General features: G+C 73.3%; 23 protein-coding genes, 1 tRNA gene and 1 other RNA gene. 14 read left to right on the forward strand and 11 right to left on the reverse strand.

From position 1 onward, the window contains the following. The first annotated feature begins 104 nt into the window (after positions 1-104). The 3 genes from O3T09_RS01480 to gndA all read left to right on the forward strand — a co-directional run bounded on the left by O3T09_RS01480 (position 105) and on the right by gndA (position 3366). Positions 105-605 (forward strand): hypothetical protein, encoded by a 501-nt coding sequence (locus tag O3T09_RS01480; protein WP_041103632.1) that lies wholly within the window; start codon positions 105-107, stop codon positions 603-605. A 204-nt stretch (positions 606-809) separates the two neighbouring features. Continuing rightward, a complete protein-coding gene (ppk2, locus tag O3T09_RS01485) occupies positions 810-1724 on the forward strand; it encodes a polyphosphate kinase 2 (RefSeq protein WP_036340172.1) in 915 nt (304 codons plus the stop codon). A 79-nt stretch (positions 1725-1803) separates the two neighbouring features. Next, positions 1804-3366, forward strand: a complete 1563-nt coding sequence (gndA, locus tag O3T09_RS01490; RefSeq protein WP_060974035.1) for an NADP-dependent phosphogluconate dehydrogenase — start codon at positions 1804-1806, stop codon at positions 3364-3366. A 19-nt stretch (positions 3367-3385) separates the two neighbouring features. Here gndA and epsC read toward each other — a convergent pair whose 3' ends face one another. The 3 genes from epsC to msrA all read right to left on the reverse strand — a co-directional run bounded on the left by epsC (position 3386) and on the right by msrA (position 5619). After that, positions 3386-3973, reverse strand: coding sequence for a serine O-acetyltransferase EpsC (gene epsC / locus O3T09_RS01495; RefSeq protein WP_020624780.1), 588 nt, complete (start codon positions 3971-3973; stop codon positions 3386-3388). Between the two features lie 43 nt (positions 3974-4016). Then, positions 4017-4952 carry a cysteine synthase A gene (gene cysK / locus O3T09_RS01500; RefSeq protein ID WP_002856838.1) on the reverse strand — a complete coding sequence of 312 codons (936 nt, stop codon included), beginning with the start codon at positions 4950-4952 and terminating at the stop codon, positions 4017-4019. Positions 4953-5037: 85 nt separating this feature from the next. Then, positions 5038-5619: a peptide-methionine (S)-S-oxide reductase MsrA gene (gene msrA / locus O3T09_RS01505; protein ID WP_069941180.1), complete on the reverse strand. Its 582-nt coding sequence runs from the start codon at positions 5617-5619 to the stop codon at positions 5038-5040. Between the two features lie 113 nt (positions 5620-5732). Here msrA and O3T09_RS01510 point away from each other — a divergent pair, with 113 nt between their 5' ends. From O3T09_RS01510 to O3T09_RS01520, 3 genes are all read left to right on the forward strand, one after another. Continuing rightward, a complete protein-coding gene (locus tag O3T09_RS01510; RefSeq protein ID WP_060974037.1) occupies positions 5733-6662 on the forward strand; it encodes a Nif3-like dinuclear metal center hexameric protein in 930 nt (309 codons plus the stop codon). Beyond that, a complete protein-coding gene (locus O3T09_RS01515; RefSeq protein ID WP_122054245.1) occupies positions 6659-7393 on the forward strand; it encodes a zinc ribbon domain-containing protein in 735 nt (244 codons plus the stop codon). The genes O3T09_RS01510 and O3T09_RS01515 overlap by 4 nt, the downstream gene beginning before the upstream one ends. 81 nt (positions 7394-7474) lie before the next feature. After that, entirely contained in the window at positions 7475-8485 is a 1011-nt protein-coding gene (locus tag O3T09_RS01520; RefSeq protein ID WP_159228118.1) for a reverse transcriptase-like protein, read from the forward strand. 34 nt (positions 8486-8519) lie between these two features. Here O3T09_RS01520 and O3T09_RS01525 read toward each other — a convergent pair whose 3' ends face one another. Further along, on the reverse strand, positions 8520-9317 hold the full coding sequence (locus O3T09_RS01525; RefSeq protein ID WP_159228117.1) for a YaaA family protein: 798 nt from the start codon (positions 9315-9317) through the stop codon (positions 8520-8522). 120 nt (positions 9318-9437) lie between these two features. Between O3T09_RS01525 and O3T09_RS01530 the strand changes: the two genes are divergently transcribed. Next, a complete protein-coding gene (locus O3T09_RS01530) occupies positions 9438-9752 on the forward strand; it encodes a hypothetical protein (protein WP_012750836.1) in 315 nt (104 codons plus the stop codon). Positions 9753-9773: 21 nt separating this feature from the next. On the opposite strand, the gene rnpB is transcribed toward O3T09_RS01530, so the two are convergent. Next, positions 9774-10153: RNase P RNA component class A (gene rnpB, locus O3T09_RS01535), an RNA gene on the reverse strand. Positions 10154-10297: 144 nt separating this feature from the next. Here rnpB and O3T09_RS01540 point away from each other — a divergent pair. Continuing rightward, a complete protein-coding gene (locus O3T09_RS01540; RefSeq protein WP_098093020.1) occupies positions 10298-11743 on the forward strand; it encodes a glyceraldehyde-3-phosphate dehydrogenase in 1446 nt (481 codons plus the stop codon). 80 nt (positions 11744-11823) lie between these two features. On the opposite strand, the gene def is transcribed toward O3T09_RS01540, so the two are convergent. Together def and O3T09_RS01550 are read right to left on the reverse strand one after the other, a co-directional pair. Continuing rightward, positions 11824-12465: a peptide deformylase gene (gene def / locus O3T09_RS01545; protein WP_269295299.1), complete on the reverse strand. Its 642-nt coding sequence runs from the start codon at positions 12463-12465 to the stop codon at positions 11824-11826. 94 nt (positions 12466-12559) lie between these two features. After that, positions 12560-13255: a Crp/Fnr family transcriptional regulator gene (locus O3T09_RS01550; protein WP_269295306.1), complete on the reverse strand. Its 696-nt coding sequence runs from the start codon at positions 13253-13255 to the stop codon at positions 12560-12562. A 168-nt stretch (positions 13256-13423) separates the two neighbouring features. On the opposite strand from O3T09_RS01550, the gene O3T09_RS01555 reads away from it, so the two are divergent. Both O3T09_RS01555 and O3T09_RS01560 read left to right on the forward strand, forming a co-directional pair. Continuing rightward, the gene (locus tag O3T09_RS01555) at positions 13424-13651 is read left to right on the forward strand and encodes a heavy-metal-associated domain-containing protein (protein WP_010078881.1); all 228 of its coding nucleotides are present in this window, start codon (positions 13424-13426) and stop codon (positions 13649-13651) included. 32 nt (positions 13652-13683) lie between these two features. Continuing rightward, a complete protein-coding gene (locus O3T09_RS01560) occupies positions 13684-15678 on the forward strand; it encodes a heavy metal translocating P-type ATPase (protein ID WP_377663063.1) in 1995 nt (664 codons plus the stop codon). On the opposite strand, the gene O3T09_RS01565 is transcribed toward O3T09_RS01560, so the two are convergent. Continuing rightward, on the reverse strand, positions 15594-15899 hold the full coding sequence (locus O3T09_RS01565; protein ID WP_010078879.1) for an antibiotic biosynthesis monooxygenase family protein: 306 nt from the start codon (positions 15897-15899) through the stop codon (positions 15594-15596). The genes O3T09_RS01560 and O3T09_RS01565 overlap by 85 nt on opposite strands. A 208-nt stretch (positions 15900-16107) precedes the next feature. Between O3T09_RS01565 and O3T09_RS01570 the strand changes: the two genes are divergently transcribed. Next, on the forward strand, positions 16108-16683 hold the full coding sequence (locus O3T09_RS01570) for a hypothetical protein (RefSeq protein ID WP_377663064.1): 576 nt from the start codon (positions 16108-16110) through the stop codon (positions 16681-16683). On the opposite strand, the gene O3T09_RS01575 is transcribed toward O3T09_RS01570, so the two are convergent. Then, positions 16662-16737: transfer RNA gene (locus tag O3T09_RS01575), tRNA-His, on the reverse strand. The two genes, O3T09_RS01570 and O3T09_RS01575, sit on opposite strands and share 22 nt — an antisense overlap. Positions 16738-16840: 103 nt before the next feature. Beyond that, the gene (gene orn / locus O3T09_RS01580; RefSeq protein ID WP_002857127.1) at positions 16841-17467 is read right to left on the reverse strand and encodes an oligoribonuclease; all 627 of its coding nucleotides are present in this window, start codon (positions 17465-17467) and stop codon (positions 16841-16843) included. Between the two features lie 90 nt (positions 17468-17557). Between orn and mptB (O3T09_RS01585) the strand changes: the two genes are divergently transcribed. Genes mptB (O3T09_RS01585) through O3T09_RS01595 form a run of 3 tightly spaced genes read left to right on the forward strand, consistent with a single transcriptional unit; the run spans position 17558 to position 22319 of the window. Next, on the forward strand, positions 17558-19213 hold the full coding sequence (mptB, locus tag O3T09_RS01585) for a polyprenol phosphomannose-dependent alpha 1,6 mannosyltransferase MptB (RefSeq protein ID WP_036316838.1): 1656 nt from the start codon (positions 17558-17560) through the stop codon (positions 19211-19213). A gap of 50 nt (positions 19214-19263) precedes the next feature. Further along, positions 19264-20937, forward strand: a complete 1674-nt coding sequence (mptB, locus tag O3T09_RS01590) for a polyprenol phosphomannose-dependent alpha 1,6 mannosyltransferase MptB (protein WP_256748704.1) — start codon at positions 19264-19266, stop codon at positions 20935-20937. Beyond that, positions 20934-22319 (forward strand): glycosyltransferase family 87 protein, encoded by a 1386-nt coding sequence (locus O3T09_RS01595; RefSeq protein WP_101965509.1) that lies wholly within the window; start codon positions 20934-20936, stop codon positions 22317-22319. The genes mptB (O3T09_RS01590) and O3T09_RS01595 overlap by 4 nt, the downstream gene beginning before the upstream one ends. A gap of 36 nt (positions 22320-22355) precedes the next feature. On the opposite strand, the gene O3T09_RS01600 is transcribed toward O3T09_RS01595, so the two are convergent. Further along, a complete protein-coding gene (locus O3T09_RS01600; RefSeq protein WP_101965508.1) occupies positions 22356-23801 on the reverse strand; it encodes a DUF2079 domain-containing protein in 1446 nt (481 codons plus the stop codon). Between the last annotated feature and the right edge of the window lie 94 nt (positions 23802-23895).

The raw sequence follows: 23895 nt of genomic DNA on the forward strand, positions 1-23895 counted from the left end.
GGGGGTGCGGGGCCCGCCTGCGGGCGACAACTCAACCCGGGATGCGGGGCAGGGGCCGGGCGGCGGCGCGTCGTCGGCGTCCGGGGCGCACTAGGGTGGAGCGCATGTCCGCGACCCCCCTCGGCTTCTGGAAGCTGCCCGCACGTCCCGACGGCGCCGCCCGTCACCTCGCCGTCATCACCGGGGGCGAGGCGCAGCAGACCATGCTCTTCCTCCAGGACGGGCAATGGTCCATCCTCGCCCTCTTCCAGGACGAGCTGGCCGGCAAGGCCGCCGCCCGCACCCTGGACGCGCTCCTGCAGTCCGTCACCTGTCTGCGCATGGGCGGCCGTGACGTCCTCGACGGTGCCGACACCCCGCGGCCCGGTGTCGAGTGGGCCGGCTACGACCGCGAGTTCGAGGAGGCCGACGTGGCCGAGCAGCGCGACGTCGAGCCGCGCGGCCGGATCTGGATCCTCCCCGCCACGGACGGCGCCTCCGTCGGCCTCAAGCTTCCCGGGCACCGCCGGTACGACGACGCCGTCGCCCAGTTCGCCGACGTCGACGCGGCGCGTGCCGCCGTCGCGGCGATCGACGAGCTCCTGGGCGTCGGCCCGCGCGGCTGAGCCGGCCGGCGTTCGTCGGCCCGGGGTCGTGACCGTTCGCCTCCCAGGGTTCACCTGCTGTTCACCCGGCTGCGCTGCCGGGCCCGGCTTCCTCGTCCGCCGCCCACCCATAATGGTGTGAAGAGCACAGGCCGCGGCCCGCTGTCGTCCTACCGAGGAGGGGACGGGCGGGCACGGTGACGCACCCAGTGAAGGAGACGGTCCATGGAGCTGCTGCAGCCCGACGCCCCCCGCGAGAACCTGCGCGAGTTCATCGACAAGCTGCGCGACGGCGGCTACACCGTCTCGGACGGCCACACCAACGATCCCGACCTGATCGATCCGCAGGGCCGTGCCGTGGAGACGTGGAAAGAGGACTACCCGTACGAGACGCGCATGACGCGCGAGGAGTACGAGCTGGAGAAGTACCGCCTGCAGATCGAACTGCTCAAGCTGCAGTACTGGGGCGAGGACACCGGCCAGCGCCACATCATCGTCTTCGAGGGCCGCGACGCCGCCGGCAAGGGCGGCACCATCAAGCGCTTCACCGAGCACATGAACCCCCGCACCGCCCGCGTCGTGGCCCTCAACAAGCCCTCGGACCGCGAGCTCGGCCAGTGGTACTTCCAGCGCTACATCCAGCACTTCCCCACGGCGGGCGAGATCGTGCTGTTCGACCGCTCGTGGTACAACCGCGCCGGCGTCGAGCGCGTGATGGGCTTCGCCACGGACGAGCAGTACCGCCGCTTCATGAACCAGGTGCCGCTGTTCGAGAAGATGCTCGTGGACGACGGCATCCACCTCACCAAGTTCTGGTTCTCCGTGACACAGACCGAGCAGCGCACGCGCTTCGCGATCCGCCAGATCGACCCGGTCCGCCAGTGGAAGCTCTCGCCCATGGACCTCGAGTCCCTGGACCGCTGGGAGGCGTACACGGAGGCCAAGGAGGCCATGTTCCTCCACACGGACACGGACCACGCCCCGTGGATCTCCATCCGCTCCAACGACAAGAAGCGGGCCCGCCTCAACGCGATGCGCTACTTCCTGTCCCAGTTCGAGTACGAGGGCAAGGACCACGAGGTCGTCGGCACCCCGGACCCGCTGATCGTGCGCCGCGGCCGCGACGCCGTGGGGGACTGACCGCGGTCGACGTAGGCTGGGGGCGGGTCCGTGTCCGGCACGGCCCGTCCCACCGTCCGAGCCACAGGAGGCCCCCGCGATGACCGAGCAGACCACCACCGTCCCCGTCGGCGCCGCCGACATCGGCGTCACGGGCCTGGCGGTGATGGGCGCGAACCTCGCGCGCAACTTCGCCCGCCACGGCTACACGGTGGCCCTGCACAACCGCAGCCGGGCCCGCACGGACCAGCTCGTGGCCGAGCACGGTGACGAGGGCGCGTTCGTGGCGACGGAGACGCTCGCCGAGCTCGTGCAGTCCCTCGCCGTGCCGCGCCGGGTGCTCATCATGGTCAAGGCGGGCGCCCCCGTGGACGCCGTCATCGACCAACTCGTCCCCCTGCTGGACGAGGGCGACATCGTCATCGACGCCGGCAACTCCCATTTCGAGGACACCCGCCGCCGCGAGGCGGCCCTCGCCGAGAAGGGCCTGCACTTCGTGGGCGTCGGTGTCTCCGGCGGCGAGGAGGGTGCCCTGCACGGTCCGGCGATCATGCCCGGCGGTCCGGAGAAGTCCTACGAGGCCCTCGGCCCGATGCTCGAGAAGATCTCCGCGCAGTTCGAGGGGGAGCCGTGCTGCGCCTGGGTCGGCACGGACGGCGCCGGCCACTACGTGAAGATGGTCCACAACGGCATCGAGTACGCGGACATGCAGGTCATCGGCGAAGCCTACGACCTGCTGCGCCGCGTGGGCGGCCTCGAGCCCGCCGAGCAGGCCGAGGTGTTCACGGCGTGGAACCAGACCGACCTGGCCTCCTACCTCATCGAGATCACGGCCGAGGTGCTCGCCCAGGTGGACGCGGCCACGGGCCGCCCGCTCGTGGACGTGATCGTGGACGAGGCCGGGCAGAAGGGCACCGGCCGCTGGACCGCGATCTCGGGTCTCGACGTCGGCTCCCCGGTGGCCGCGATCGCCGAGTCCGTCTTCGCCCGCTCGCTGTCCTCTCAGCGCGCGGTGCGCCAGGTCGCCCGTGAGACCCTCGCGGCCGGCGTCGACGAGGAGGCGCAGCGCGCCCCGCAGGACACGGACACGTTCGTGGAGGACGTGCGCCAGGCGCTGTTCGCCTCCAAGCTCGTGGCCTACGCGCAGGGCATGGACATGCTCGCCGCCGCCGCCGAGGAGTACGGCTGGTCGCTGGACCTGGGCACCATCGCCTCGCTGTGGCGGGACGGCTGCATCATCCGCGCCGACCTGCTCGACGTGATCATGCAGGCCTTCGGCGGCCGCGACACCTCCCGCCACCCGGCGCCGGGCACCCGCGCCCCCGGCCAGCCGCTCAACCTGCTCTTCGCCCCCGAGTTCGCCCAGGCGATCGCCGAGGCCCTGCCGGCCTGGCGCCGCGTGGTCGGCACCGCCGTCGCCGCGGGCGTGCCGGTGCCGGTGTTCTCCTCGGCCCTGGCGTACTACGACGGCCTGCGGGCCGACCGCCTGCCGGCCGCCCTCGTGCAGGGCCAGCGCGATTTCTTCGGCGCCCACACCTACCTGCGCGTCGATCGCGAAGGCTCCTTCCACACGCTGTGGTCCGGCGACCGCACCGAGGTGGACGGCGAGGGCGTGCCCGTCGTCATGCCGCAGCCGACCGAGGGCGACCCCACGCAGGACTGACCCGGCGGGGGCCCGGCCCTCAGATCCAGAGGGCCGGGTCCACGTACTCCGCGGGGTCCACGAGCGGCTTGCCCTCGGCCGGGCCCTTGCGCGGGCGCACGGTGGCCGGCACGCCGGTGGCGATCGCGTCGGCGGGGGTGTCCTTCACGACGACGGCGTTGGCGCCCACCGCCGTCCCCTCCCCGATCTCGACGGGCCCGAGGATCTTGGCACCGGCCCCCACGACGACGCCGTCGCGTAACGTGGGGTGCCGCTTCACCTTGGCCAGGGAGCGGCCGCCGAGGGTGACCCCGTGGTACAGCATCACGTCGTCGCCGATCTCCGCGGTCTCGCCGATCACGACGCCCATGCCGTGGTCGATGAAGAACCGGCGACCGATCGAGGCGCCGGGGTGGATCTCGATGCCCGTGGCCGCGCGCGTGACCTGCGAGAGCACGCGGGCGGGCATCTTCAACCGGTCGTGCCGCCACATCCGGTGCGCGACGCGGTGCGCCCACACGGCGTGCAGACCCGAGTAGACGAGGGCCACCTCGAGGTCACCGCGCGCCGCCGGGTCATGGCTGCGGACGGTCGCGATGTCTTCCTTGATGCGGGAGAACAGTCCCACGGGCGGCCCCTTCGGGTCGGTGCGGTCGGTGAGCGGGCGGCGGTCAGCCGCGGATGTCCTCGAAGAGGGCGGTGGAGATGTAGCGCTCGCCGAAGTCACACACGATGGCGACGATCAGCTTGCCCTCGGACTCGGGCTTGGCGGCCTCCTTGAGGGCGGCCGAGATGATCGCGCCGGTGGAGATGCCGCCGAGGATGCCCTCCTCGGTCCCGAGCCGACGGGCGGTCTCGATGGACTCCTCGAAGGTGGCCGGGTAGACCTCGTCGTAGAGGTCGGTGTCCAGGATCTCCGGCACGAAGTTCGCGCCGATGCCCTGGATCTTGTGCGGGCCGGCCTGGCCGCCGGAGAGGATGGGGGAGTCGGCCGGCTCGACGGCGATGAGCTTCACGTCCGGCTTCTGCTCGCGCAGGTACCGGCCCGCGCCCGTGATGGTGCCGCCGGTGCCGACGCCGGCGATGAACACATCCACGGCGCCCTCGGACGCGTCCCAGATCTCCGGGCCGGTGCCCGTGTAGTGGGCCTGGATGTTGGCCTGGTTCGCGAACTGCTGGGCCCAGATGGAGTTCGGGGTGCTGCGGACGATCTCCTGGGCGCGCTCGAGGGCGCCGCGCATGCCGTCTGCACCGGGGGTCAGCACGATCTCGGCGCCGAACGCCTTGAGCATCACGCGGCGCTCGGTGGACATGGTCTCGGGCATGGTCAGGATCACGCGGTAGCCGCGCGCCGCGCCGACCATGGCCAGGGCGATGCCGGTGTTGCCGGAGGTGCCCTCCACGATGGTGCCGCCGGGGGTCAGCTCGCCGGCCGCCTCCGCGGCGTCGACGATGGCGGTGCCGATGCGGTCCTTCACCGAGTTGGCCGGGTTGTAGAACTCGACCTTCACGGCGACGTCGCCGGGCAGGTCCTTCGCGAGGCGGTTCAGCCGGACCAGGGGCGTGTTGCCGACCGCCTGGGTGATGTCGTCGAGGATGCGGGCCATGGTGATACCTCCGGTGGTGGTGCGCCTCGGGGCGCGGGCGATCTAGTGGGTGTTCCTGCGTCAGGCTATCGAGCCGCGGCGCCGCTCAGGCGTCCACGAGCCACGCGGAGTAGTTCCGGCGCACCTTCGCGAGCTTCGGATCGATGACCACACGGCAGTATCCGTTGGAACGGCGCCGCGCATAGAAGTCCTGGTGAATGTCCTCGGCCGGGTGCCACGCGGACGCCGGCTCGACGCGTGTGACGATGGGGCTGTCATAGTTCGCCTGCGCCCGGGCGATCTCGTCCGCGAAGAACCGGGTCTCGGCCTCGTCATGGGCGAAGACGGCCGATCGGTACTGGGTGCCGACGTCGGCCCCCTGGCGGTTCAACGACGTGGGGTCGTGGCTGGTGAAGAACAGGTCCATGATCACCTCGGGCGGCACGACGGCGGCGTCGAAGCGCACGCGGACCGCTTCGGCGTGGCCGGTGGTCCCGGTGCACACGGACTCGTAGCTCGGGGCGGGGTCGTCGCCTCCGGTGTAGCCGGACTCGACGGCGAGCACGCCCCGCACGCGACGGTAGACGGCGTCGAGGCACCAGAAGCAGCCGCCGGCGAGCGTCAGCTCGCGGACGTCGGCGGGCGCGTCGGAGGCGCCGAGGGGCTCGGTACGGGGGGAGTCGGTCATGGCAGGCACAGCAACGCGGCCCGCGCTTTTCATTCCCGACGTCGCCGCGCCGTGCCCTCACCCAGGGCAGCCGGGTCGTGCGTGCCCGGGCCGGGTGGGCCATCATGGCCGGTATGACCGTGTCCCGTCCCACCGTCCCCGCCTCGCCGGAGCACGCCCTGGCCCCGCCGACGCTCGGGCAGGTCCTCGAGGTCGTCCAGGGGCTGTGGCCGCGGGAGCTGGCGGAGCCGTGGGACGCCGTCGGGCCGGTGGCCGGGCGCCCGGAGGCCCCGGTGCGGACCGTCCTGTGGGCGCTGGACCCGGTGCAGGCCGTGGCCGACGAGGCCGTCGCCCGCGGGGCCGACCTCGTGGTCACCCACCACCCGCTCCTGCTGCGCGGGACCTCGTCCGTGGCCGCCGTCGGGCATGCCGCCGCCGCGAAGGGCCGCCTGCTGCACACCCTGATCGAGCACCGCGTCGCCCTGCTGGCCGCGCACACCAACGCCGACGCCGTCGTGGGCGGCGTCTCGGACGTGCTGGCCCGTGCCGTCGGCGTCATCGGAGCGCTCTCGCCCCTGACGACCTCCGCCGCCGGCACCGGGGCCGAAGGCATCGGCCGGGTGGGCGACCTGCCTGAGGAGACCGACCTGGCCGCCTTCGCCCGGGCCGTGCACGCGGCGCTGCCCGCCACGGCCGGTGGCGTGCGCGTGGCGGGCGACCCCGCCCAGCGCATCCGCCGCGTCGCCGTGTGCGGCGGTGCCGGAGACAGCCTCTTCGACGCGGTCCGCGCGTCCGGCGCGGACGTCTACGTGACCGCCGATCTGCGCCACCACCCGGCCTCGGAGGCCCGGGAGACGGCCGCGCCGGGGGAGGGACGTCCCGCGCTCGTGGACGTCTCGCACTGGGCGAGCGAGTCCCTATGGCTCGAGCACGGCGCCCGCGCCCTGGAGGCCGCCCTGGCGGAGCGGGGACTGGGCGTCACCACCCTGTTCTCAGATCACCGCAGCGACCCCTGGGACTTCCTGGTCGGGGGAGAGCGGGCCGACGAGGGGAGTCACGCATGAGTGAGGTCACCGCACCGCCGGCCGTCCAGGCCCGGCTGCTGGAGCTGCAGGAGCTCGACACGGCCCTGGACCAGGCCCGCGCCGCCGTCCGTCGGCTCAAGGCGGACCCGGAGCACGCCCGGCTGCGCGCCCGCGCGCTGGAACTCGAGGAGGCGTTGCCCGGCCTCGAGGATGCCGCCCGCACCGCCGACCGGGCGGGAGCCGAGGCCACCGAGAAGGCCGCCGCCACCCGCGCCCGTCGGGACCGGACCCGGGAGCGGCTCGAAGCGGGCCAGGGCGGGTCCAAGGAGCTGCAGGCCATGCAGCACGAGGACGACACGCTCACCGCACTGCTCGATGACCACGAGGCCGCGGCGCTCGAGGCCATGGAGACCGCCGACGCCGCCGAGTCCCGGCTCGCGAAGGGCCACGCCGCTCTGGAGCAGGCACGGGCCGAGGTCGAGGCCCGCGCGGCGGAGGTGCGCCGCGAGGGGCAGGCCGTGACCCAGCGTGGCCGGGACCTCATCCAGCGCCGGGCGGCGTTGGCCGCGGAGTTTCCCGCGTCGTTGCTGGCCCTGTACGAGCAGGCGCGGGAGCGCAACGGCGGCATCGGCGCGGCCCGGCTCGTCGGGAACCGGTCCGCGGCCGCGGGCACGGAGCTGTCGCCCGCGGAGGTCGCGCGCATCCGGGCCCTCCCGCCGGCCGCCGTCGCCCGCTGCCCCGAGTCCGGCGCCATCCTCATCCGGGACTGACCCCGGGCCCCGCCCCCGGCGCGATCAGTAGAGTGGGGGGCCGCGTCGGACGGCGCGACCACGGACACGAGGAGGCGCACGGTGAGCGGACGAGTCCTGCAGGTGGAGGCCGACGGCGGGTCGCGGGGCAACCCCGGCGTCGCCGGCTATGGTGCCCTGGTGCGCGACCCGGCCACGGGCGAGATCCTCCGGACCGACGCCGCCCCGCTGGGGAAGGCGTCGAACAACGTGGCCGAGTACTCCGGGCTCGTGGCCGGGCTGCGGATGGCCCGGGACCTCGACCCCGAGGCGCGGGTGCACGTGCTGATGGACTCCAAGCTCGTGGTGGAGCAGATGTCCGGGCGGTGGAAGATCAAGCACGAGGACATGCGGCGCCTCGCGGCCGAGGCCCGGTCCGTGCTGCCCCCCGAGCGCGTCACCTACGAATGGATCCCGCGCAACCGGAACAAGGACGCCGACCGCCTCTCCAACGAGGCCATGGACGCCGGCGCGCGGGGCGGCCAATGGGACGCGGGCGCGTCCGAGGTGCCGGTCGCGGCCCCCGCGGCCGCGGGGTCGACCGCCGCGGAGGCGTCCACGACCCCCGCATCGGCGGTGGCCGGGTCCGGCCTCGACGCGGACGCGGACGTCCGGGCCGTGGAGGCGGACGGGTCCGACGTCGTCGCTTCGCCGGATGATGCGACCCCGGCGCCCGCGCCCACGGGACGGCTGCACCACGTGGAGATCTGGGTCGCGGATCTGGCGGCGGCCGAGGCGAGCCTCGGCTGGCTGTTCGGCGAGCTCGGCTACGTGCCCGGGGAGGGGTGGGCCGAGGGCCGGACCTACCAGGGCGCGGGGGAGTACCTCGTGCTCGAGGCCGGGCCCGACGTCGCCGCGGGCGCCCACGAGCGCACCCGCCCGGGCCTGAACCACCTTGCCTTCCGGGCCGGATCGCGCGCCCGCGTGGACGAGCTCACCGCCGCCGCGCGCGACCGGGGGTTCCGCCTGCTCTTCGAGGACCGCCACCCGCACGCCGGGGGAGCGGACCACTACGCCGCCTACCTCGAGACCGCGGACGGCTTCGAGGTGGAGCTGGTGGCCGTCGAGGACTGAGGCCGCGTCTGGGCAGACCGCGCCTCGCCCGGGGTCACCCCTCGGGCAGGATCACCCGCAGCGCGCCGGGCTTGCCGCCGGACGGCCGGGCCAGCTCGACCTCCCAGCCGTGGCCGTCCCCGGCCCGCGCGACCACGTCCGCGACGCGCTCCAGCGTCGAGGTCTCCCGCGCCCCCGCCTCCAGCAGCGCGCGGGCCACGAGGCCGCGGGTGTGCTTGGCGAAGTGCGAGACGACGGTCCGCTCGCCGTCGCGCAGCTGGAACACGTCGACCGCGAGGGTCCGCTCCGCCGGTGCCCGCCACTGGGCCGCGTAGCCGCCGGAGCGGCAGTCGACGACGGGCCCGCCGTCCCGTGCGGCGAGCGCGTCGAGGGCGGGGGTCAGGACGGGGCGCCAGTGCGCGGCCAGCCCGGGCAGCCCCGGCAGCTTCGCGCCGACGGGCAGCCGGAAGGCGGGGATCCGGTCCGCCAGCGCGGTGGCGCCGAACAGCGCGGAGAAGACCAGCACGGACGCGCGGGCGCGGCGCTTCGCCGCCGCGGACAGGGAGGCGTGGTCGAGCGCATCGAAGAGCACGCCCGTGAACACCCGGTGACCGGGCGCGGCGGGGGCGACGGCCAGGCGCGTGTTCGCCTCGACCTCGCCGGTGAGCGACGCCCCGACGCCGAGAGCCGCCAGGGCATCCGGGGCGGCCGAGACCGCGGTGAGCCGCGTGAGCAGGTCCGCGCGGGCGCCCGTCACCGCGGCGTCATCGGCCAACGCGAGGGCATCGAGGTCGAGCGGGGCCCCGGAGCGGGGCGCGGTCTTGCCCTCGGAGGGCGGCAGCAGGATCAGCACCGGGCCAGCCTAGCCAGGCGCCCCCGGACCGACGCGCGGACGGGCCGGGCCGACGTCGTCGTCCGGACCTGGCACAGTGGTGGGGTCCGCACAGCCGCCCCGCATCCCAGGAGTCGCCCGATGACCGCCATGAACGTGTTCGGCGTGGTGTACCCGTTCGTCCTGCTCGTGATCGCGGCCGCCGTGTGGCTCGGGATCCGCTCCAGCGGGCGGGAGCGCACGCACGCCTCCGCTCTGGAGCAGCGCCTGCGGGAGCACACCTTCACGGGGCAGGATCGCGTGACGCTGGAATGGCCGCGGGACCGGCGACGCCCGAGCCTGGCGAAGGTCGTCTCGATCGGCGAGTCGTACGGGTACCGCCTGCTGGACAAGCGGGAGCGCGAGCACGTGGTGGAGCTCGAGTTCGAACGGATCCTCGACGACGAGGGGTTCTGACCCCAGCCGGGGGCCGTGAGGTGGGACGGACCGGCTGTAAGCCGGGTTCTGTGCCTCGCGCGCGTTGCCCCGCGCGAGGTGACGGCCATCCATCTGGGCCCGCCATCGCTGACGGGCTCGAGCGGCCAACCCGGACGCTGGGGCGAGCAGCCCTCGTGACGCGTCCTGTTCGGCCTTGCACCGGATGGGGTTTACCGAGCCGGCCCCGTCACCGGGGCCGCTGGTGGTCTCTTACACCACCCTTTCACCCTTACCGCCGCGCACACGGCGCGGAGGCGGTCTTCTCTCTGTGGCACTGGCCCGCGGGTCGCCCCGGGTGGATGTTGTCCACCATCCTGCTCTGCGGTGCCCGGACTTTCCTCGCACCCCCCGCAGGGGCACGCGGCCGTCCGCCGATCCGTCCCGACCGACCAGTGTACGCCCCGTCGCGACCGCAGGGCCGCTCCGGACGTGTCCTCGCCTAGAATGGCGGAGTCCGCCGACAACGAGGTCGGGGGATGGGGCCTGCCCAGGACGGCCCCGCCAGGTTTCAAGGAAGGACTCCCGTGGCAGACACCGCCTCGACCCAGACCCCCGAGTGGAACACGCAGCAGAAGCTCGCGGAGAAGATGGTCCCCCTGCTGGGCACCCTGTACCGCGAGCACAACGTGGTCACCTCGATCTACGGGCGCTCCCTCGTGAACCGCGGCGTGATCGACATCATCAAGGCCCACCGCTACGCCCGCCGCGTGCAGGAGGCCCCGCTGAGCGTCGAGTCCACCTACCCCCTGGTCGAGGCCATGGCTGCGATGGACCTGGGCGCCGCCACCGTCGACCTGGCCGAGCTGGCCGCCAAGCAGAAGGCCTCGGGCCAGGACGTCCAGGCCTTCCTGGACGCCGAGCTCGCCGAGGTCAAGGGCAAGGCCGGTGAGGGCCTGGGCGAGACCCAGGACGTCGTGCTCTACGGCTTCGGTCGCATCGGCCGCCTGCTGGCCCGCATCCTCCTCGACCATGCCGGCGGTGGCTCCAAGCTGCGCCTGCGTGCCGTCGTCGTGCGCAAGAACTCGGAGGACGACCTGATCAAGCGCGCCTCCCTGCTGCGCCGCGACTCGATCCACGGCCCGTTCGACGGGACGATCGTGGTGGACGAGGACCGCGACGTGATCACCGCCAACGGCACCGAGATCCAGGTCATCTACTCGAACGATCCGACCACGGTGGACTACGCCTCCTACGGCATCAAGGACGCGCTGGTCATCGACAACACCGGACGCTGGCGCGACGACGAGGGCCTGTCCCAGCACCTGCAGGCCAAGGGCGCCGCGAAGGTCCTCCTGACCGCCCCGGGCAAGGGCGAGATGAAGAACATCGTGTTCGGCGTGAACTCGGACGACATCACGCCCGAGGACACGATCGTCTCGGCGGCCTCCTGCACCACCAACGGCATCACCCCGGTGCTCAAGGTCATCCAGGACGACTACGGCATCGACCACGGCCACGTGGAGACCGTACACGCCTACACCAACGACCAGAACCTCGTGGACAACTTCCACAAGGGCGCCCGTCGTGGCCGTGCCGCCGGCATGAACATGGTGCTCACCGAGACCGGCGCCGCCAAGGCCGTGGCCAAGGCCCTGCCCGAGCTCAAGGGCAAGCTCTCCGGCAACGCCATCCGCGTCCCCACCCCGGACGTGTCCATGGCCATCCTGAACCTGGAGCTGACCAAGCCCACCTCGGTGGAGGAGCTCAACGCCCGCCTGAAGCAGGAGTCCCTCACCGGCCCCCTGCGCGGCCAGGTCGGCTACGTGGACTCCCCGGAGGTCGTGTCCACCGACTTCGTCGGCTCGGACCGCGCCGGCGTCGTGGACGGCCTGGCGACCCTCGTGAACAACGACGGCAAGAACGCCATCCTCTACGTCTGGTACGACAACGAGTACGGCTACTCGCACCAGGTGATCCGCGTGGTGGAGAAGATGGCGGGCCAGCAGGTCCCCGCCTTCCCGCAGGCCTGACCCGCCGACGACGACGGCCCGTCCCCGCGGAGGGGACGGGCCGTCGTCGTATCCGCACGGGTCGGACGTCGAGCCGAGGCTCAGTCCTCCTTGGGCCCGTGGTCGCCGTCGGGGCCGTGCTCGTGGTCCGCGTGGTCGTCGGCGTCGTGGCCGAAGGGGTCCTCGTCCGTGCCGGGCAGCCACGTCACACCGGGCACGTTCAGACGCTCGGCCCGCTGCGCGCGCTTCCAGCGCCGCTGCCATTTGCCCTCGAGCCGGTTCACGTAGAGGGTGCCGTTGAGGTGGTCGTACTCGTGCTGCATGATGCGCGCGAACCAGCCCTCGGCCTCGAACTCGAACATCTCGCCGTCCACGCGCTGGCCGGACAGGCGCACGCGGGTCGGGCGCTGCAGGGGGAAGCCGAGCCCGGGCACCGAGAGGCAGCCCTCGGTGTGCTCGTCCGGGTGAGGCTCCTCCCGCGGCGCCTTGTCCAGGTGCGTCAGCACCGGGTTGATCACGTGGCCCACGTTCGGCGCGTCGCCGGAGTCCGGGAACGTCCACGTGAAGATCCGCAGCCCGACCCCGACCTGCGGGGCGGCCAGGCCCACGCCGTGCGCGGCGTCCTGCGTGACGTACATGTCCTCGATCAGCTCGCGGATCTCGTCGTCGATCACCTCCACCTCGGCCGCGCGCCGGTGCAGCACGGGCTCGCCGTAGACGGTGATGGGACGGATGGAGGCCATGGCACTGCGCTTCCCGGCCCGGGCTGCGGGCCTGCGTGGGTGGGGGGACGGGGGAGTCCCCAGCCTACCGCCGGGGACACCACGACGACGGCCGTCATTCCGCGGCGAGGGCCTCCAGCGCATCCGGGTCCAGCAGCGCCACCCGCGGGCCCGCCATGGCGATCAGGCCGTCGTCGGCGAGGCGGCGCAGCCCGCGGCTGAACGCCTCGGGGGTGGTGCCCAGCAGCGAGGCGACGTCCTTCTTCGGCGCGGCCAGCACCACGACGAGGTCGGCCTCGTCCCGGAGGGCCGGCAGGCCGAGCAGATGTCCGGCGATCCGTGCGGTGACAGGCTGATGCTCCCGGGCCAGCCGTTGTTCCGCCTCGGCCAGGCGGACGGCCAGCGTACGCATCACGCGTCCCCCGATGCCCGGATGCTGGGCCAGGAGTCGGGCGACCTCGGCTTGGGAGAAGGTGCACAGGCGGGTCGCGGCCACGGCGCGCGCCCCGTGCCGGGCCGGCTCGCCCGTGAGGAACTCGTGCTCGCCCACGGAGTCCCCGGGCTCGACCATCCGCACCACGCGTTCCCGGCCGGTCGCTGAGCCGAGCGTCAGCGCCAGGCGGCCGCTGTGCACGACGCACAGGCGGTCCGTGCGGTCACCGGCCAGGTGCAGGGCATCGCCGGCCTCGAGCACGAGCGGCCGCGCCAGGGCGGAGACCCGGCGCAGCTGCTCCAGATCCAGCCCGGTGAACAGCGGGACCCGGGCCGCGCACGGCTCTGGTTCGTCCATGGGGGCGAGGGGCAGGTCCATACGCACGCCATCAGCCTCCCACACGGCGGCTTGACCGCGGTCAAGGCGGGCCCGCCGTCCCCTTCGTAGCGTCAGTGACATCCCCGGAGGCCGGGGATCGGACCGGGCACCCGCCCGTCCGCTCAGCCTCATCGGCGGCCGCGCCGGTGACGACCCACAGGAGTGACCATGACCGCCACCACGCACACCCTGCTCCGCGCCGAGGGCTTCAGCTGCCCCTCGTGCGTCCGGAAGATCGAGAAGGCCCTCGACGCCCTGCCCGGCGTGACCGGCGCGCAGGTCCACTTCGAGACCCAGCGCATCGAGGTCGACCACGACCCGCAGACCACCACTGCCCAGGACCTCGTCGAGGCCGTCGCCAAGGTCGGCTACACCGCCCGGCCGTCGGCCTTCTGACACCGCCCCGCCCCCGACGAACGGAGTCCGCCATGTCCACCCCCGCCGTCACACGTCCGGGCCGCCCTCGTGCCCGGTTCGCGTTGTCCCGCCGCTGGCGGCGCCCCGTGGTGGCCGGCCTGCTGATCGCCGTCTCGCTCGTGCTGGCGCCCGAGCAGCTGGCCCACGGGACCGGACACCTCGTGGCGGCGGGCCTGATGCTCGCCGCCGCCGTCGTGGCCGGCCTGCCGATCGCGCGCGACGCGATCGCCGCCCTGCGGGTGAAGACCGTCGGCATCGACCTGCTCGTCGCCACCGCCGCGATCGGCGCGTCACTGCTCGGCAATTTCTGGGAGGCCGCCGCCGTGACCTTCCTCTTCGCCCTCGGCCACGCCCTCGAGGACGCGACCCTGTCTCAGACTCGCTCGGCGCTCGCGGACCTCGTCTCCACGGCGCCCGAGACCGCCGTCGTCGTGGACGCAGACGGGACCCAGCGCACCGTGCCTGCCCACGAGGTGGCCCCCGGCGCGACCGTCCTCGTCAAGGTCGGCGCTCGGGTGCCGGTGGACGGCGTGGTGCTCACCGGGGTCGGCGCCGTGGACGAGGCATCCATCACGGGCGAGTCCATCCCGGCGGAGAAGACCGACGGTGACGCCATGTACGCGGGCACCGTCGCCACGGCCGGCCTGCTGCAGGTGCAGGCCCGGGGCGTCGGCGCCGACACCACGCTGGCGCGCATCATCCACCGCGTCGAGGCGGCGCAGGAGGCCCGTGCGCGGACCCAGCAGTTCATGGACCGCTTCTCCCGCTGGTACACCCCGGCGATCATGGTGCTGGCCTTCGCTACCGGCCTGATCACGCGGGACGTCCCCCTGGCCCTGACCCTGCTGGTCATCGGCTGCCCGGGCGCCCTCGTGATCTCCATCCCGGTCGCGATCGTGGCAGGGATCGGCCGCGGCGCCAAGGACGGCGTGCTCATCAAGGGAGGGGAGTTCCTTGAGCGCTCCGCTAAGGTCGACGCCGTCGCCGTCGACAAGACCGGCACCCTCACGTCGGGCACCCCCGAGCTGACAGACGTCGTCGCGTTCGAGCCCGGGGCCGAGGACGAGGTGCTGCGCTGGGCCGCACGGCTCGAGGCGGCCTCGGACCACCCGCTGGCCGCGCCGGTCGTCGCGGCGGGCCGGGACCGCGGCCTGCTGGACGGCCCGCTGGCCACGGATGTGGACGTCGTCCTCGGCCGCGGGCTCACCGGAGAGGTGGACGGCCGCGTCGTCGCCGTGGGCAACGTGGCGCTGCTGCGCGAGCGCGGCGTGGATCCGGCCGCGACCGACCGGGTCGAGACCGTCGCGGCCGAGCTCGCGGAGGCGGGCCGGACCCCGGCGGCGGTCGTCGTCGACGGCATCCCGCTCGGCGTCCTCGCCATCGCAGACACCCTCCGGCCCGAGGCCGCGGGCATGATCCGGGCGCTGCACGGGATCGGCGTCCGCGAGGTCGTGATGCTGACCGGCGACCAGCCCGGCGTCGCGCAGGCCGTGGCCCGGCAGGTGGGCGTCGACGACGTGCGGGCGGGCCTGCTGCCCCAGGACAAGCTCGAGGCGATCGAGGCCCTGCAGGCCGAGGGCCGCGTCGTCGCGATGGTCGGTGACGGCGTCAACGACGCCCCGGCCCTGGCGACGGCGGACATCGGCGTGGCCATGGGCGCGGCCGGCTCCGGCGTGGCCATCGAGACCGCGGACATCGCCCTGATGGGCGACCGGCTCGAGCCGCTGCCGCAGGCGCTCGATCTGGCCCGGCGCACGGTGCGGGTGATGCGGCAGAACATCGCGATCTCCCTCGTGACCGTCGTGGCCCTGCTGGCCGGCGTCTTCGCCGGCGGCGTCACGATGGCCGTCGGCATGCTCGTGCACGAGGCGTCCGTGCTGCTGGTCATCGTGAACGCGATGCGCCTGCTGCGGCGCCCGGGTCAGCCCAGGTCCACGACCTCGAACTCGAGCAGGTCGGCGCCCGTGGCGACCGGCGCCGGGCGGCCGCCCTGCTCGGCGGCGTGAGCGGCGGGCATGCGCCCGTCCCGCCAGCGCTGGAAGTCCTCCTCCGACGCCCACGTCGTGACCACGAAGTAGCGGTCCTCGCCCGCGGTGGGCCGGAGCAGCTGGAAGCCCTCGAAGCCCGGCTCCTGGTCCACCGCGTGCTTGCGGGCGGCGAACCGCTTCTCGAGTTCCGGGCCGGCGCCCTCGGGGACGCTGATGGCGTTGATCTTCACGACGGACATGGGCTGGCCTCCTCGTCGGCGGGGGTGCGGCGTCGGGTCGACGCCCTCACCGGCCGACTCTACGCCCGGCAGCGGACCGGGGATCCGTCGAGCGGTTGATGCCCGGCGGCGTCGTCCCCGTCGCGCTCGCGGTCGCGGCGCTCGCCCTCGCGCTGTTCGAAGGGTTGGAGCGACACCGCGAGAAGGTGCGCCGCTCGGCCTGGACGTGATGGGGGCGGGCCTGGTCCTGGCCGCGATGGCCGCAGGCGCGTTCCTCTCGGACGCCGCGGCCCGTCACCTGGCGGCCCGGTTCGGCGCCCCGGGCACCGTGCTGATCGGGCTGGGCCTGGAGGTGGCCGGGGTCGTGGCGCTCGCCCTGCTCCTGGGCCCGGACACCTCGGGTTGGCTCGTCGCCGTGCCCCTCGTCGTGTACGGCCTCGGGCTCGGCCTGGCCTCGGCGCAGCTGACGGACATGGTGCTCCAGGACATCCCCGTGCAGATCTCGGGTCAGGGCGCCGCGACGCAGAGCACGGTCCGGCAGATCGGCTCAGCGCTGGGCACCGCGTTCGCCGGGGCCACCCTGTCCATCGCCCTCGCCGCCACGCTGCCCGCGGCCCTGGACGACGCCGGCCTCACCGGTCCGGCGGCCGACTCGCTCGCCGCGGCCACGCGGGACTCGGCTGGCACCACGATCCCGCAGCTGCGGGCGCAGGGGGAGCGCGGCCCGCTCGGGGAGCACACGAAGAAGCCCCCGGAACCAGTAAGGATTCCGGGGGCTTCGGGTGGGGTGAGCGACGGGGATTGAACCCGCGACCTTCTGGACCACAACCAGACGCTCTGCCGACTGAGCTACGCCCACCATGCCTGCCTCACACGGACGGATCCGCGCGGCGCAGCGGGGTCCACAGTACACGAGATCCCGCGCAGCGCCGAATCGGGGCGGCGAGGCCGGGGGTGACGGCTCAGGCCTGCGCCCCGGACACCACCTCCGCGATGGCGCGGGCCTCCTCCGTGGTGGGGCCGGGGGCGGGGGCCATGACGGCGGCCCGGTAGTAACGCAGCTCGGTGATGGAGTCCTTGATGTCCCCGAGGGCGCGGTGGCCGCCGGTCTTGGCGGGGGCCTGGTAGTAGGCGCGCGGGTACCAGCGCCGGGCCAGCTCCTTCACGGTGGACACGTCCACGATCCGGTAGTGCAGGTGGTCGACGACGGCGGGCATGTAGCGGGCGAGGAACAGCTTGTCCTGGCCCACCGTGTTGCCGGCCAGCAGGCCCTTGCCGGCGGGCACGCGGGCGGCGATGTACTCGAGGACGCGCGCGGCGGCGTCGTCGAGCTCGAGGCCCTCCGCGAGCTCCGGCAGGAGGCCCGAGGTGGTGTGCATGTCCCGGACGAACGGGTCCATCTGCTCGAGGGCGGCCGCGGAGGGACGGATCACCAGGTCGATGCCCTCGTCCAGGATGTTCAGCTCGGCGTCCGTGATGAGCACCGCCACCTCGACGAGCTCGTCGACCTGGGGGTGCAGGCCGGTCATCTCGCAGTCGATCCAGACCAGGGGGGCGCTCTCCGGCGCGGGGGTGCTCGTCTCGCTCATGCCCCCAGGCTACTCGCGTGTCACGATGGTAGATTCGAGCGAGCCGCGCCCTCGCGCGCCCACGCAGGACCGCACGGAAGGACCCGTCGCATGAGCGTGTCGACCCCGCGTCCGTCCGGGTCCACGGCCCACCGGCCGGAGTACGTCGGCGTCGGCGGCCTCCGCGCGGACCCCCAGGTCGCCGGCGCGGACTGGTGGCCCATCCTGGTGGGGACCCTCGGCTCCCTCCTCCTGGTGGTGGGCTCGTACTCCGTCGGCTGGCTGGCCTCGGCCTCCCCGATCAACCGCTGGCAGTGGCTGATCCCGTGGCGCACCCAGGAGACCGGCGTGCTGGCCGGCACGGTGCTCCTCACCCTCGGCTGCTGGGTGATGTTCTGGGCCTGGCTGCGGCTGGGCCAGACGATCCGCCCCTTCGGCCGCGGCGCTTTGCGCACGGTCAACCTCGCCACCGTCCTGTGGTGCCTGCCCCAGGTCGTGGCACTGCCGATCTTCAGCCGGGACATCTTCGCCTACGTGGGGCAGGGCCGTCTCATGGTGGCGGGGCAGGACCCCTACGTGGACACGATCTCCTCGCTGTCCAACTGGTTCCAGCTCGGAGCGGACGCGACCTGGGCGGACTCCGAGACCCCGTACGGTCCGATCTTCCTGTGGATCGAGCAGGCCGTCGTCGCGATCTCGGGGGACATGAACCCGGACCTGGCGATCTTCCTGTTCCGCCTGGTGGCGGTGGCCGGCGTCGCGCTGATCATGGTCTTCGTGCCGCTGCTCGCCCGCCGGCTGGGCGTCAACGGTGCGTGGGCGCAGTGGATCAGCGCCGCCAACCCGCTCTTCACCATCAGCTTCGTCGCGTCCGGGCACAACGACGCCCTCATGGTCGGCCTCGCCCTGGCCGGCACGTGGTGCGCGCTGCGCGCCGGACATCCGCTCCGCCCCCAGCGACCCGGGCAGTCCGTCGCGTGGGGGGTGGCCGGCGTCGTGCTGGTCACCCTGTCCCTGGGCATCAAGCCCATCACCCTCGTGCTGCTCCCGTTCATCGGCCTGCTGTGGGCCGGCCCGACGGCCCGATGGCCGCGCCGGTTCGCCTTCTGGGCCCTCACCGCCGGGATCTCCTTCGGCCTCATGGCCCTGGTGGGCGTGCTCAACGGCTTCGGCTTCGGCTGGGTGGCCGTGATGGTCGGCACGGGCACGGGCACCGTGCCGTGGGGGCCGATCGGCATGCTGTCCCTCATCACGGTGGGGGCGAGCGAGCTCCTCGGGCAGGGGGCGGACGTGCAGGCCGTCGAGGGGGTGTACAAGACCGCCGGACGCGTGCTCTCGGTGCTCATCGTGCTGGCCCTGATGTTCCTCGGCCGCCAGGACCGCGTGATGACGCGCATGACCTGGGCGTTCACCGCGCTGGTGATCCTCTCGCCCATCATCCAGCCCTGGTACCTGTTGTGGCTGCTCCCGTTCTTCGCCGTGATCGGCATCCGGGACAACTGGCAGATCAAGTGGGTCGTGTTCACGGTCGGCTACTTCCTGGCGTTCGGCGCGTCGGACCAGCTCTTCACCTGGCAGTTCCTGGACATCGCGGACCAGGTCAAGGCCGTGTCCCTGATCGTCTCCGCCGTGTGTCTGCTGTGGATCCTCGTCGTGGACCGCCGCACCAGCCGGTTCGTGAAGGACCACTGGCACGTGCGCCCCGCCGTGCGCGCCGGCCTGGCCCGGCTCCGTGGCGCCCCTCGACCCGTGGAGCCGGGGGAGTGAGGCCCGCCGCCCCCGCGACGACCGGCGCCCGAGGGCCCCGTCCGAGCCGCGTGGCGGCGCAGCCCGAGCCGGAGGCGGCCGTCCGCCGGGGCACGTGGGCGTCCGTGCTCATCACGGTGGGCTCCTGGGGCGTGGGGTGGCTGCCGATGACGCCCGACTCGGTGTTCTCCGGCACCACCCTGCTCAACCCGCTGCGGGTCTACCTTCCCGGCGTGCTGCTCAGCACCGTGCTGCTGGCCGCCGGCTCGCTGCTCCTCGTCCGATCCTGGCTCGAGCTGGGCCGCGCGCTGCGGGGCCGCTGGGAGGAGCACGGCCGGCTGGTGGCCCACGCCGCCTGGTGGTGGTCCGCCCCGCTGATGCTCGCGCTGCCGATCTTCTCCCGCGATGTGTTCTCCTACCTCCAGCAGGGCCGGCTCCTCGCGTCGGGTCTCGACCCGTACTCCCAGGGCGTGTCCGCCCTGCCCGGCTGGTTCATGCAGGGGGCGGACTCCATCTGGGCCGAGTCCCCGTCCCCCTACGGGCCGCTGTTCCTGCTGTTCGCCGAGACGACGTGGCGGGCCACGGGCGGCAGCATCGAACTGTCCGTCACGGCGTTCCGCCTCCTCGCCCTGGCGGGCCTGGCACTGTGCCTGTGGGCGGTGCCGCGGCTGGCCGCCGTCGCGGGCCGGTGCGGGCCGTGGGCCACGTGGGTGGCCGTGGCGAACCCGTTGTTCCTGCTCTACATGATCGCCGGCGCGCACAATGACGCGCTGATGTCGGGGCTGATGCTCGCGGGCATCCTGCTCATGGTCCGCCCGCCCCGCCGCCGCGTGCATGCGCTGTGGGGGATCGTGCTGATCGCCCTGTCCGTCGCGATCAAGCCCCTGACAGCTTTGGTGCTGCCCTTCGTGGCCCTGCTCCTGCCCACCGGCTGGGCCCGGTTCCGCGCGGCCGATCCGCGCCTGCGCCGGCGGGACCGGCTCGGCCCGTGGTTCACGACGGCGGTGATCTCCCTGGCTGTCCTCACGATCCTCGGCGCCGGCTCCGGCCTCTGGTTCGGCTGGGTGCCGGCCATGCTCACGAGCGGGGACGCGGCGTTCCCGTACGCTCCCGTGGGCCTGCTCGGCCTGCTGCTCGGCGCGGTCGTCGACGCCGTGACGCCCCTGGGGGCGCGCGACGTGGCCGCGGCCTTCTACACCGTGATGACGGTGGCGGCCCTCGGCTTCACGGCGTGGCTGGCCCTGCGCCGCCGCCCCCTGGACCCGGTGTTCAGCGCGGCGGCCGTGCTCGTGGTGGCCGTCGCCACCGCCCCGATCATCCAGCCGTGGTACCTGCTCTGGGTCCTGCCGCTGCTGGCGTGCGCCCTCCGCCCGCTGCCGTGGGGCGCCGACCATCCCCGCTGGCTCGGGTGGGTCACCGCGCTCGCGGTGCTGCTGCTCACCGGCGTCGGCGTGGTGGACCAGCTCTCGGTGGCACAGTGGCTGCCGGTCCTGGCCGTCCGCGTGTTCACCCTCGTCCTGATGCTCGCGGGGATCGGATGGATCATCCACCGCGATCCCGTCACCGCGCCCCTGTTCCCCGGGCGGCGGCGTCCTCCCCTGGAGGTGGTCGAGCCGCGGGCCGAGGCGGCGTCGTCGACGCCTCCGGAGGCGGGCGTGCCGCCGGACGCACCGCCCGACGGGCCGCCGTCGACCGCCTCGCACTCCGCCTCCTCGTCCACCCGCATCCCCCAGGAGAGACCGTGACCTCCCACCCCCGCAGTCCCGCCCCGACCCGCCCGAGCGCCCGCTGGGTCGGCCTGCTCGTCGGCCTGACCGTGGTGGCTGCCGCCGTCGGCGTGCTGACCAAGCAGTGGTGCCGCGTGAACGGCTGGGCGGCCCCCGGCGTGCACGCGCACATGTGCTATTCGGACTTCGCCCAGCTGTTCCCCACGCGTGGCCTCTCCGACGGCCACTTCCCCTTCTACACGCCGCTGCCGCCCGAGCAGTGGATGGAGTACCCGGCGTTGCTGGCCGTGGTCGCGGGTGTGACCATGTGGTTCGTGCCCGCGTCCGGCGACCTGCACGAGCGCACCGTGACCTACTTCGACGTGAACGCGATCGGCGTGGTGCTGTGCTGGATCGTGCTGGTCGTCGCGACCGCGTACACCGCCCGCGGTCGCTCCCGGGACGCCCTCCTCGTGGCCCTGGCCCCGGGGATCATCCTCACCTCGATGCTCAACTGGGACCTGTGGGCCGTGATGCTGGCCGCCCTGGCCCTGTGGGCGTGGACGGCGGGCCGTCCGACCCTCGCCGGCATGCTCATCGGACTCGGCACCGCCACGAAGCTGTACCCACTGTTCTTCTTCGGCGCGATCTTCGTGCTGGCGCTGCGCACGGGCCGCTGGGCCGGGTTCGTGAAGGCGGCCGTGGCCGGGGCGGCGGCCTGGCTCGCCGTGAACCTCCCGTTCATGCTGACGGCGTTCGACCAGTGGTCCCGCTTCTACACGTTCTCGGGGGACCGCGCGGTCTCCTTCTCCTCGACCTGGCTGGCGCTGGCCTGGACAGGATGGTCCGGGGAGACGTTCACGACGCTCCAGAACGGCCTGTTCCTGGTGTGCTGCGCGGGGATCGCCTACCTCGCCCTCGCGGCGCGGCACCGTCCGCGCATGGCCCAGCTGTGCTTCCTGATCGTGGCGTCCTTCATCCTGTGGGGGAAGGTGTACTCGCCGCAGTTCGTGATGTGGCTGATCCCGCTCGTGGTCCTCGCGACGCCGCGGTGGCGCGCGTTCTGGATCTGGCAGGCCGTGGAGGTCTACCACTGGGGCGGGGTGTGGATGGAGTCGGCCCGCATCACCTCGGACGGGGCGTTCGCCGGCGGCGCCTGGTGGATCACCGCCTGGTACGCCTCGGGGATCGTGGCGCACATCGTCGCCCTCGTGTGGCTCATGACCACGGTGGTCAAGGACGTCCTGGACCCCGCCCGTGACCCGGTGCGCCGCACCGCCCTCGACCAGGGCGCCCCCGAGATCGCCCCGGGGGTGGCGGAGGACCCACACGCCGGCGTCTTCACCGGTGCACCTGACCGACTGCTCCTGCCCCCGGCCGGACGCGGCCTGCAGCCGCTCGGCGGGTCCGCGGACCGCTGACGGCGGGGCGGGTCCGCCGACGCCGTGGGGCGCGGCTCAGCGGTGTTCGAGGTACGTCGTGCAGGTGGGCGAGACCGCGCGGTCCGGGTGGTGCAGGACGACGACGTCGCCCGCGGACCAGACCCGCTCGAAGCCGAGCCGCTCGGCGCGGGCCAGTGCCTGCTCCGGGGTGAGGGGGTCCCAGCCGCCGAGCTCGGGCACCGAGGTGTCCACGATCATCCACGTGGCCAGTTCGTCTCCGATGTCCCCGTGCAGCCCGACGTGGGTGCGGGCCGTCAGGTGCGGCACGGCGTTGTCGGCGGCCTCGACGCACACCCCGTCCGGGATCAGCGCGACCGCGTGGTCGAGGTCGCGGGCGTGCTGCGTCATCGTCATGTCGCCGACGATCGTGCGGTGCAGCGGGTACACCTGCGGGAAGAACGCGGTGCCGATCAGACCGGCGGCCAGCGCCGTGGAGACGAGGACGGCGGGCAGCCGGCGCAGCGTGTCCCGGCGTCCGGCCAGCCGGTGGGCCGCCTCGAGCGCGGCCATGAGCAGCAGCGGGGCGAGGATCGCGTCGTACTGGTACACGGGGGCCCACACGTTGAGGCGGTCGTTGAACAGCCGCGAGAGCAGGATCGGCAGGGCCATCAGCGTGAGCGGGCTCAGGACCGGCAGGAACAGCAGCGGGACGAAGTGCAGGAGCCAGAGGGCCACCTTCAGCGGGTGGTCGAACAGCACCGCGACGGCGTTCCACGGTTGGGTCAGCAGGAACAGGACCGAACTGCGCATGTCCGGGCCCAGGGCGGTGAACTGCCAGTAGCCGAACGCCCCGGTGGGGGAGTAGTGGGGGATCACCACGGACGTGGCGAACCAGTAGCCGAGCACACCCAGCACGGCGGTGACCGCGGCCTGCGGCCAGAAGCGCCGGATCGCCATCACCAGGGCCACGGCCAGCAGGGTCACGCCCATGTCCTCTCGGACCGTGAGCAGCAGCGCCGCCAGGCCGGTGGCGAGCCACGCCCGCTGCCCGTCCAGGGCCCACACGAGCCAGGCGAGGATCGGCACGCCGAGGGTGACCTCGTGGAAGTCCCAGTTCACCATCGCCTGGAAGGGCCAGGAGAGCAGCAGGGCGGCGACGGCGGCCAGGGCCACCCCGTGTCCCGCGCGACGACGGGCGAACAGGTACACCGGCACGGCGGACGCGGCGAGGGCCAGCGCCATGACCACGCCGAGCATGCGGGGGTCCGGCCACACCCAGTAGAAGGGCGCCAGCAGCGCGAGGATCGGGTGGAAGTGGTCGCCGAGGATGTGGAAGTCCACGCCCTTGACGGAGCTGAGGGGGGCGTTGAACAGCGCGTACTGCCGCACCACCTGGTCGAAGATGCCCAGGTCGTAGCCCTTGGCCTCGTAGGTGGCGTACCGCAGGAAGGAGTGCGTCACGTACAAGACCGCGGCCGCGACGAGCAGGGCGGCCAGCTGAACGCCCTCGCGACGCGTCACACGGACCTCGGGGACGGCGGGTCGCGGGGCACGGAGCCAGGAGCGCAGGCGGTCCAGGACGGTCTCCTTCGGGCGGGCGTCGGGCGTGCTCGGA

Origin of the sequence: Micrococcus sp. H39-S4 (genome assembly GCF_027158145.1) — a bacterium.
GTDB classification, from domain to species: Bacteria; Actinomycetota; Actinomycetes; order Actinomycetales; family Micrococcaceae; genus Micrococcus; species Micrococcus luteus.

Coding starts and splice junctions, on each gene's coding strand:
- O3T09_RS01480 (WP_041103632.1), top strand. CDS start 105: ATGTCCGCGACCCCCCTCGGCTTCTGGAAGCTGCCCGCACGTCCCGAC.
- ppk2 (WP_036340172.1), top strand. CDS start 810: ATGGAGCTGCTGCAGCCCGACGCCCCCCGCGAGAACCTGCGCGAGTTC.
- gndA (WP_060974035.1), top strand. CDS start 1,804: ATGACCGAGCAGACCACCACCGTCCCCGTCGGCGCCGCCGACATCGGC.
- cysK (WP_002856838.1), bottom strand. CDS start 4,952: ATGGCCCGCATCCTCGACGACATCACCCAGGCGGTCGGCAACACGCCC.
- msrA (WP_069941180.1), bottom strand. CDS start 5,619: ATGACCGACTCCCCCCGTACCGAGCCCCTCGGCGCCTCCGACGCGCCC.
- O3T09_RS01510 (WP_060974037.1), top strand. CDS start 5,733: ATGACCGTGTCCCGTCCCACCGTCCCCGCCTCGCCGGAGCACGCCCTG.
- O3T09_RS01515 (WP_122054245.1), top strand. CDS start 6,659: ATGAGTGAGGTCACCGCACCGCCGGCCGTCCAGGCCCGGCTGCTGGAG.
- O3T09_RS01530 (WP_012750836.1), top strand. CDS start 9,438: ATGACCGCCATGAACGTGTTCGGCGTGGTGTACCCGTTCGTCCTGCTC.
- def (WP_269295299.1), bottom strand. CDS start 12,465: ATGGCCTCCATCCGTCCCATCACCGTCTACGGCGAGCCCGTGCTGCAC.
- O3T09_RS01550 (WP_269295306.1), bottom strand. CDS start 13,255: ATGGACCTGCCCCTCGCCCCCATGGACGAACCAGAGCCGTGCGCGGCC.
- O3T09_RS01555 (WP_010078881.1), top strand. CDS start 13,424: ATGACCGCCACCACGCACACCCTGCTCCGCGCCGAGGGCTTCAGCTGC.
- O3T09_RS01560 (WP_377663063.1), top strand. CDS start 13,684: ATGTCCACCCCCGCCGTCACACGTCCGGGCCGCCCTCGTGCCCGGTTC.
- O3T09_RS01565 (WP_010078879.1), bottom strand. CDS start 15,899: ATGTCCGTCGTGAAGATCAACGCCATCAGCGTCCCCGAGGGCGCCGGC.
- O3T09_RS01570 (WP_377663064.1), top strand. CDS start 16,108: ATGGGGGCGGGCCTGGTCCTGGCCGCGATGGCCGCAGGCGCGTTCCTC.
- orn (WP_002857127.1), bottom strand. CDS start 17,467: ATGAGCGAGACGAGCACCCCCGCGCCGGAGAGCGCCCCCCTGGTCTGG.
- mptB (WP_036316838.1), top strand. CDS start 17,558: ATGAGCGTGTCGACCCCGCGTCCGTCCGGGTCCACGGCCCACCGGCCG.